General features: G+C 69.2%; 4 protein-coding genes, 1 pseudogene and 1 CRISPR repeat array. Of the genes and pseudogenes, 4 read left to right on the forward strand and 1 reads right to left on the reverse strand.

What is annotated here, in order from left to right; all coding sequences use genetic code 11:
• Nucleotides 1-143: 143 nt before the first annotated feature.
• From ABZS58_RS47375 to ABZS58_RS47390, 4 genes are all read left to right on the forward strand, one after another.
• Nucleotides 144-1,049: a DNA-processing protein DprA gene (locus ABZS58_RS47375; protein WP_354791024.1), complete on the forward strand. Its 906-nt coding sequence runs from the start codon at nt 144-146 to the stop codon at nt 1,047-1,049.
• Nucleotides 1,046-1,567, forward strand: a complete 522-nt coding sequence (locus tag ABZS58_RS47380) for a hypothetical protein (protein ID WP_354791025.1) — start codon at nt 1,046-1,048, stop codon at nt 1,565-1,567. The genes ABZS58_RS47375 and ABZS58_RS47380 overlap by 4 nt, the downstream gene beginning before the upstream one ends.
• 303 nt (nt 1,568-1,870) lie before the next feature.
• A complete protein-coding gene (locus ABZS58_RS47385; protein ID WP_354791027.1) occupies nt 1,871-2,899 on the forward strand; it encodes a C40 family peptidase in 1,029 nt (342 codons plus the stop codon).
• A 203-nt stretch (nt 2,900-3,102) separates the two neighbouring features.
• Nucleotides 3,103-3,834 carry a hypothetical protein gene (locus ABZS58_RS47390; RefSeq protein ID WP_354791028.1) on the forward strand — a complete coding sequence of 244 codons (732 nt, stop codon included), beginning with the start codon at nt 3,103-3,105 and terminating at the stop codon, nt 3,832-3,834.
• Between the two features lie 377 nt (nt 3,835-4,211).
• Here the strand turns inward: ABZS58_RS47390 and ABZS58_RS47395 are convergent.
• Nucleotides 4,212-4,364, reverse strand: a pseudogene (locus ABZS58_RS47395) (transposase family protein); the annotation flags it as partial.
• 194 nt (nt 4,365-4,558) lie between these two features.
• A CRISPR array of direct repeats spans nt 4,559-8,643; the repeat unit is 27 nt; unit sequence GTTGCGATCCCCGTTGGGGGCGATGAC.
• Nucleotides 8,644-8,711: the final 68 nt, after the last annotated feature.

Raw genomic sequence — 8,711 nt, forward strand, 5'->3', positions numbered from 1 at the left:
TGCTCACGGGCAGGCTGGGGCCGCAACCGTCCCAGCCTGTCCGCCGCCACGAGGCGGGGACAGGAGGCCACCATGGCCACGCACCACCAGCACAGCACCACCGGGTTGCGCACCGGCGCCGGCGCGCGGACAGCGGTGCAGCGATGACCGACCACGACGAGACCCGGACCGCCCGGGCGAAGCTCAACTGGATGTTCGGGCCAAGCCGCCCACGCATCACCCGGCTCGTCGCCGAGCACGGACCCGTGGCCGCGTTCGACCTGCTCACCGCAGCCGAGCCACCCACCGGCCTGCTCCGCCCCGAGCTCCAGCACCGTCCCGGCCCGGTCCGGGACGTCGCCGCCGACGCCGTCGCCGAAGCCCAGACCTGGTGCCGGATCGTGACCCCCGAAGACGAGGACTGGCCGGCCGGAATCGCCGGGATCGCCGACATCGGCGCGTACATCCCGGTCTGCCTGTGGGCGCTCGGGCCCGCACCGACGCCGCAACCCGCGGCCACGGTGACGATCACCGGCACCCACACCGCCACCGCCTACGGCATGTGGACCGCCGACGAACTCGCCACCGGTGTCAGCGTCGCCGGGCTCAACGTCGTCACGACCGGCGGCCCCGGCATCGACGTCGCCGCGCTGCGGGCCGCGGCCACCTGCGGCACCCCCGTCGTGGTCCTGCCCTGCGGCCTGCAGTACCAGTACCCGGCCGCCAGCATCGGCCTCTACGACCAGCTCGCCGCGACCGGGCTACTGCTGACCGCGTGGCCGCCGGACGCCCGTCCGAACGCGCAACGATGGTCAGCGAACCGGTCCCTGCTCGCCGCGGTCAGCGGCGGCACCGTCGTCGTGGAAGCACCATCCCGCGGCGGGACGCTGCGCACCCTGCAACGCGCGATCCGGTACGGACGCACCGGGATGGTCGTGCCCGGACCGGTGACATCAGCAGCATCGGCGGGCTGCCATCAACTGCTGCGCGACGACCCGCGGGTCCGGGTCGTCACCAGCGCCGCCGACGTCATCGACGACCTCGCCGACTCGACCGGCGAGCCCCGATGACCGCCCCACCACCGGTCCCGGCGCACCTGTCCGACCGGCCGCTGTCCGGCGGGCTCGTCGTCCCGTGGATCACCCCGGCCACCACCGGCGGCGTGTACCTGTTCGGCAACCTCGCCGCCACGAGCCAGCACCGGTGCCTGCACGAACGACGGTGCCAGATCTGCGGCCGGGCCCTGCCGGGCGAGGCTGTGCTGTTCGCGCGCACCTCGGACCTGCGGACCCGGTGCACCTCGGAGCCGGCGTCATGCCCGCCGTGTGCCGCGTACAGCGCCGGGGCATGCCCGATGCTGTCCGGCGCCCGCAGCACCTACCGCACCAGCACCCACCCGGCGCTCGCCGGGGTGCCGGCGGACCCGCAGCGGCGACTCCGGCAAGGCGCACCCGCCGAACGGTGGTACGCCGTCCACGTCCAGCAGTACGACGTGATCCCGCACCCGTCACGCCCGGACAACTTGGCGGCGTCGTGGCAACGGATCCCGCCGGTGCGCATCGAGGCGGTACCGGTCGCCGGCCGGTGACGGCCTGACCTTCGGAGCACGCCGGACCGTCGCCGATCCCGGCGGTCCGGCCGCCGTCCACGCCCGTCCATTCTCACGCCGCTGCCGGCGTCGGCACCTGTACCGCCCTCGGCGGATCCGGCAGCAGTAGCGGCGGCGCCGTGCACCGGCCGCGCCGATCGACGACGAGCTCCTCTTTGCCGACCGCCCGTGCCCCCGATCGCCGTCCCGCGCGCACAAGCGCGCCCTTTTTGCGTTTCAGGAGGAAATCATGACCGCTCCCCCGCCCGTACCGTCGGCGAGCAGCACGACAGGACCACGCCGATGACCACGAAGATCCTCACGCTCATCATCGCCGCGTGCGTCGGTGCGGTCGTCGTCTGCACCGCAGGCCTCGGCCTCCTCAGCGGACGCACCGCCGACTGCACCGGCCAGACCGGTTCGCCGGCACCCTGGACACCGGTCGGCGTCTACACCCCCGAACAGGTCGCGTCGGCCGCGACCATCGTCACCGCGGGCGCGACCGCAGGCGTCCCGGCCCGCGGGTGGGTCATCGCGGTCGCCGTCGCCATCCAGGAGTCGAGCCTGCGCAACCTTCCCGACGGACCAGACGACTCCGCCGGACTGTTCCAGCAACGGCCCAGCCAAGGCTGGGGCACCCGCGAACAGATCCTCGACCCGGTCTACGCCAGCACCCGCTTCTACACCGCGCTGCTCGCCGTCGACGGCTGGCAGCAGATGCCGCTCACCGACGCCGGTCAGGCCGTTCAGCGCAGTGCCTACCCGGCCGCGTACGCACGATGGGAAACCGACGCGACGATCCTCGTCGACACCATCGTCAACCGCCAACCCTGGCGGTCCGCCCTCACAGACGGACAACAGACGGCGCTGCCGTGCACCGGCGGCGAACCCGATGTCGCACCCGCTGACTATCAGGTGCCACCAGGAACCTCCGCTGCCGCCGCCACCGCGATCACCTGGGCGCTCGCCCAGCTCGGCACCCCGTACGCGTTCGGCGGCGACTGCACCGCCGCCCACTCCGGCGTCCGAGCCCGGCAATGCGACTGCTCAAGCCTCGTCCAGATCGCCTACCGCCACGCCGGCGTCACCATCCCCCGCACCACCACCGACCAGGTCCACGCCGGGACCGGCGTCGCCCTCGCCGACATCGCACCCGGAGATCTTGTGTTCATCCCCGGCAGCGGCGGCACCCGCACCCGCCCCGGCCACGTCGGCATGTACCTCGGCAGCAGTCTACTCATCCAAGCCCCACACACCGGCGACGTTGTCAAGATCAGCCCCCTGTCACGCTGGCGGGGCCAGGTCGCCGCGATCCGCAGAGTCGCAAAATAGCCTTTATTGCAACAGATGCAGCATTGGCGTCCCTCTAAAACTGTTGCACGGCAACGGTTTCAGCGCAACTGACGGTACACGTTCGGTGGGCATAGCCTGCTCAGACGTCACCAGGCTCCACATTTATTGCGTTGGATGCAACGTGGGTTCGGAAGGCCGTTCGGTCGATTTGCCGGGTGCGGTGCACCTGGTGATGCCGGTTGGTGTGGCGCAGCTCGATCCGCAGCGGGCGGTGTTCGACGGCATGCTGGAGGGCTGATGGCGGCAGCAGCGTTCGCGGATGTCGCGGGAGTCGACGTCACATCACGCTCAGCATCCTGCGATCGCTGTTCCGGCACTGCAAGAAGACCGGCACGATCTTCCGCGACCCCACCACCCGGATCCGGCCCAACCGCGTCGAGCCCACCGCGATCCTGCCGCTGCGACCCGACGACATCCGCGAGGCGATCAACGCCGCAACGACACCAGCCCACCGCGTCGCCGTCGTCCTGGCCACCGTCCACGCCGCCCGTTCCAAAGACATCCTCAGCCTGCGCCTCGACGACATCGACCTCGGCAACCGGCGCCTCGGCATCACCGGCCGCATCCGCCCGCTCGACGACCTCACCCACCACGTGATCCTCGAATGGCTCGACGAACGCCGAACCCGATGGCCGCACACCGCCAACCCCCACCTGCTCATCAACCGGCTCACCGCGCTGAAGACCGGACCAGTCAGCAGAGTCTGGGTCACCCGCGCCTTCTGGGGACTCACCGCCACCCTCGAACGGCTCCACGTCGACCGGCAACTCGAGGAAGCCCTCACCCACGGTCCCGACCCACTACACCTGACCGCCGTATTCGGCATCCACGAGAACACCGCAGTCCGCTACTCCCAGGCAGCACGCCAAATCCTCGACACCGCAGCAGAGCAACACAACCCCGGTTCACCATGAACCCACGGCCCGGCACCACCACCACACACCGAACACCCCCGAGTTCCCACTGAAGAACCGTCAGTTGAACTGAACTCACGGCGGAGGCATCGACCCGTAGATTCTGCCCTTGCGCAGGGCAAAGTCATCGACGCCGAGGACGGTGATCTCACCGATGTCCGGGTTGGGCAGGTCACGGAGCAACTCGAGCAGAGTGTCGCGGCCGACGCGTAGGCCCAACCTCGCGGCCAGCCGGGCGCCAGGATGTCGCCGGCCAAGGCGACCGCGATGGCGGTCAGGGTCGAGCGCAGCGGTGGGCTGTACCGGGCATGCGGCGCGGTCAACCCCTCGACCTGCTCGGCAAAGGTCACCCGTGGGCAGTACGGTGCCCGGCAGGCGAACCGTCGCACCTGCAGTCGGATCATCACCGGCTGGCCGCTCAACGCCAGATTAGCCAGACTTCGCTGGTAGCGGCCGTGCACCCGCGCTGGCGGAGTACCACAGTCGGGGCAGCGCGCCGTCGTGGCCGTCGCCCGGGCCTCCAAGACCACGGCCTCGGCAGCTCAGTACACGCTTTCCACCAGCAAACCAGCCAGGTGCGGCAGCAAGATATCGAGACCAGCAAGATCGCACCGCGATCATCTACCACAGTCCATATAGGACCGTCCCGATGACACGTCCACCACCGTCACAAGATCGTCGACAGAGCCAGCATGCCGTGTCCGCTGGCAGGCTTCACCACCATGTTGCGATCCCCGTTGGGGGCGATGACGACTCGTCCAGGGCGTCGGGCATGGCCAGCTGGAGCTCGTGTTGCGATCCCCGTTGGGGGCGATGACACGCCCCGAAGGGCGGCCCTTTTCCTGTTGTGTCACCCGTGTTGCGATCCCCGTTGGGGGCGATGACGACTACGACTCCTACGACGGCGAGGTCGTGCACTGCGGCAAGTTGCGATCCCCGTTGGGGGCGATGACGACGCCGATGACCCTGTGCCTGCGCCGGCAGTACAACAGGTTGCGATCCCCGTTGGGGGCGATGACGACCGCAGACCCGTGGCGACTCCCGCGAGAAGATGATGTTGCGATCCCCGTTGGGGGCGATGACGACCAGCGGGACCGTCGGTGACCAACTCCAGTACGTCCGGTTGCGATCCCCGTTGGGGGCGATGACGACCTCGTTGACGTTCAGCGGGCCGGACAGCCGCTTGGGTTGCGATCCCCGTTGGGGGCGATGACGACCGCCGGGCGGCTTCGCTTCGGCGTCCGTGTCGCTGTTGCGATCCCCGTTGGGGGCGATGACGACCTGGTTCTGCAAGCTTCACGGCGAGCAACCCGCAGTCCGGTTGCGATCCCCGTTGGGGGCGATGACGACCGGTGACCGGGTCGTCGAGCTGGTCGGGGCGGACCTGTTGCGATCCCCGTTGGGGGCGATGACGACGGGACCGGAAGGCCACGACGTAGTCGGCGGGACCGTCGCAGTTGCGATCCCCGTTGGGGGCGATGACGACCTCGCCTGTGCGCGCCATCCAGTAGGCGCCAACCGTTGCGATCCCCGTTGGGGGCGATGACGACGTCTGCACGAACCGACCGTCAACCCATCGCAACCTTGCCGTTGCGATCCCCGTTGGGGGCGATGACGACTTGTCGAGGAACAGCTTGGTGGCGAAGTTCCGGTTGCGATCCCCGTTGGGGGCGATGACGACCGGTCCGCGGCGAACAGCAGCGCCTCCGCCCTGTTGCGATCCCCGTTGGGGGCGATGACGACTGCCCGCGACCTGGTTCCGGCCGGGCTGGCTCCGGTTGCGATCCCCGTTGGGGGCGATGACGACCGGCGACGCCGAGCGCGGGCACGATGACGATGCGCTGTTGCGATCCCCGTTGGGGCGATGACGACCCGAGCTTCACGGCGCACCGACCCACCCGAACCCGAAGTTGCGATCCCCGTTGGGGGCGATGACGACTGGTTGGCGTCGCGGACGCCACGGGCGTCAAGCCGCTGTTGCGATCCCCGTTGGGGGCGATGACGACACCATCAACTTGCTCGCGATCGTGCACCAGCTCACGTTGCGATCCCCGTTGGGGGCGATGACGACACCGGTTCGGTCCGACCGTCGTGGAGACCTTCGGAAGGTTGCGATCCCCGTTGGGGGCGATGACGACCTCGGGCACACGATGCTTCGCGAGTCGCTTTTGCAGATGTTGCGATCCCCGTTGGGGGCGATGACGACCGGTCGGGTACGCCAACGCCACCTACGACGCCATCGCGTTGCGATCCCCGTTGGGGGCGATGACGACGTTGCCGCGTACAGGTGGAGCCGGCCGTACACCCGAAGTTGCGATCCCCGTTGGGGGCGATGACGACTCGAAGCCGGCCGCCTTCGCGCGCCGGTGCAGCTCCAGTTGCGATCCCCGTTGGGGGCGATGACGACGTGCGCTCGGCGGACTTCCCGGACATGTGGGTGCTCGCGTTGCGATCCCCGTTGGGGGCGATGACGACGGTACGGCAGGTGAGCGGCCGACCGAACCACGACGTGTTGCGATCCCCGTTGGGGGCGATGACGACGTGAAGACCCACATGAAGAACATCTACGCCAAGGTGTTGCGATCCCCGTTGGGGGCGATGACGACGCCCGATCCGAGACGCGGGTCGGAGGCCACTTCACGTTGCGATCCCCGTTGGGGGCGATGACGACGCCCGACACCCCGTCACCGTCACCGTCGTCCAAACGTTGCGATCCCCGTTGGGGGCGATGACGACTTCGCGTGGCAGGACTACGTCGCCCGGACCGGCAGCGTTGCGATCCCCGTTGGGGGCGATGACGACCCGCTGGAACCAGGGCATGGGCGCCCGGTACAACGTGTTGCGATCCCCGTTGGGGGCGATGACGACATCGCGTCGGTGGCCTGCGCCTGGGTGGCGTCCTGGAGTTGCGATCCCCGTTGGGGGCGATGACGACATCAAGTCGCGGCAGGCGGCCACCGGCAAGGCTCCAAGTTGCGATCCCCGTTGGGGGCGATGACGACAAGTGACCTACATGGATGACGCGGCCCCGATTCCCGCGTTGCGATCCCCGTTGGGGGCGATGACGACAAGTCAGCGTGAGCAGCGAGATGCTCCGGCGCTGGTTCAAGTTGCGATCCCCGTTGGGGGCGATGACGACACGTGACCGGGTCCACGTACACGACGAAGCTCTACATGTTGCGATCCCCGTTGGGAGCGATGACGACCCTCCAGGGCGGCGGCGACCATGCCCCGAATCTCGGCGTTGCGATCCCCGTTGGGGGCGATGACGACCCGCGAGCGCGCACCTGCTCATCCGGGACTGGCTACAGGTTGCGATCCCCGTTGGGGGCGATGACGACTGGTGGGGCAACTGGCTCGCGTGGCGCACCTTTTTCCGGTTGCGATCCCCGTTGGGGGCGATGACGACACGTCGCCATGCTGATCAGCCACTTCGGCACCCTCCGGTTGCGATCCCCGTTGGGGGCGATGACGACCTGCAGCTGGCGACCAGGCATCTGCTCGCGCCGCTCGCGTTGCGATCCCCGTTGGGGGCGATGACGACCCAAGAGGGCGTGCCCGCCGCCGCGCCGATGGCGCCGAGTTGCGATCCCCGTTGGGGGCGATGACGACGGCTGACGCGCTCGCGCGCACGGTCGAGCTGGTCAGGTTGCGATCCCCGTTGGGGGCGATGACGACCGCACCAGTCGTGCACGCCGACACCCCACGACCCGCGTTGCGATCCCCGTTGGGGGCGATGACGACCAGCGGATGACCCAGCCGGTCCCGGTCGTCATGCCAGGTTGCGATCCCCGTTGGGGGCGATGACGACGTGGGAGCCGTCGGTGATGGTGCCTGTCTGGACCAGTTGCGATCCCCGTTGGGGGCGATGACGACGTGATCCCGCGCCGCTCAGCGAACGCGCACACCACGTTGCGATCCCCGTTGGGGGCGATGACGACCGCCCTGGCCGAGTTCGAAGCGACCCACCCCAAGCTCGGGTTGCGATCCCCGTTGGGGGCGATGACGACGCCCCGCCACCGACCCGCACCGGGGGAACCATGAGCACGTTGCGATCCCCGTTGGGGGCGATGACGACTGCACGACCGCACCGCGCCCCTGATCTACGTCGATCGGTTGCGATCCCCGTTGGGGGCGATGACGACCGCCACGCTTGCGCCGGCAGCGATCGCCCGCGCCTACACGTTGCGATCCCCGTTGGGGGCGATGACGACCTCGGCCTCGGCCTGCACCGTGGCGACCTGGGCCTGTTGCGATCCCCGTTGGGGGCGATGACGACCGCGGATCTTCGGCAAAGACCTCGGCCACTTGAAGTTGTTGCGATCCCCGTTGGGGGCGATGACGACCTGTTCTCCGGCAGCGGCAGCAACTTCGTCCGCAGTTGCGATCCCCGTTGGGGGCGATGACGACGCGGGCCTCGTAGTCGCTGAGGCCGCTGTCGCGGGACTGTTGCGATCCCCGTTGGGGGCGATGACGACGTGACGATCGAGGCGTACCTCGGCGCCGGCGGCTTCAGGTTGCGATCCCCGTTGGGGGCGATGACGACGCCCCGGACGGCCGGAAACCAACCAGCAGTGGCTGTTGCGATCCCCGTTGGGGGCGATGACGACGCGCGAGGGACTGCGGCGCCGTGGGACGGGTGGTCATGGTTGCGATCCCCGTTGGGGGCGATGACGACGTCTCTGGCACACCGGCGCCACGATCCAGGCGCCGTTCGTGTTGCGATCCCCGTTGGGGGCGATGACGACGCCGCGTCGCCGGCGGTGACGGTCTCACCGTCCGGTTGCGATCCCCGTTGGGGGCGATGACGACCCCAACCTTAAGTTGCTGGTCAGAGCCTATTCGTGTGGCTGGTGCGGGCCTGGTTTTGCAGCGAA

It is taken from the genome of Dactylosporangium sp. NPDC005555 (assembly GCF_040605635.1).
Lineage (GTDB): Bacteria > Actinomycetota > Actinomycetes > Mycobacteriales > Micromonosporaceae > Dactylosporangium.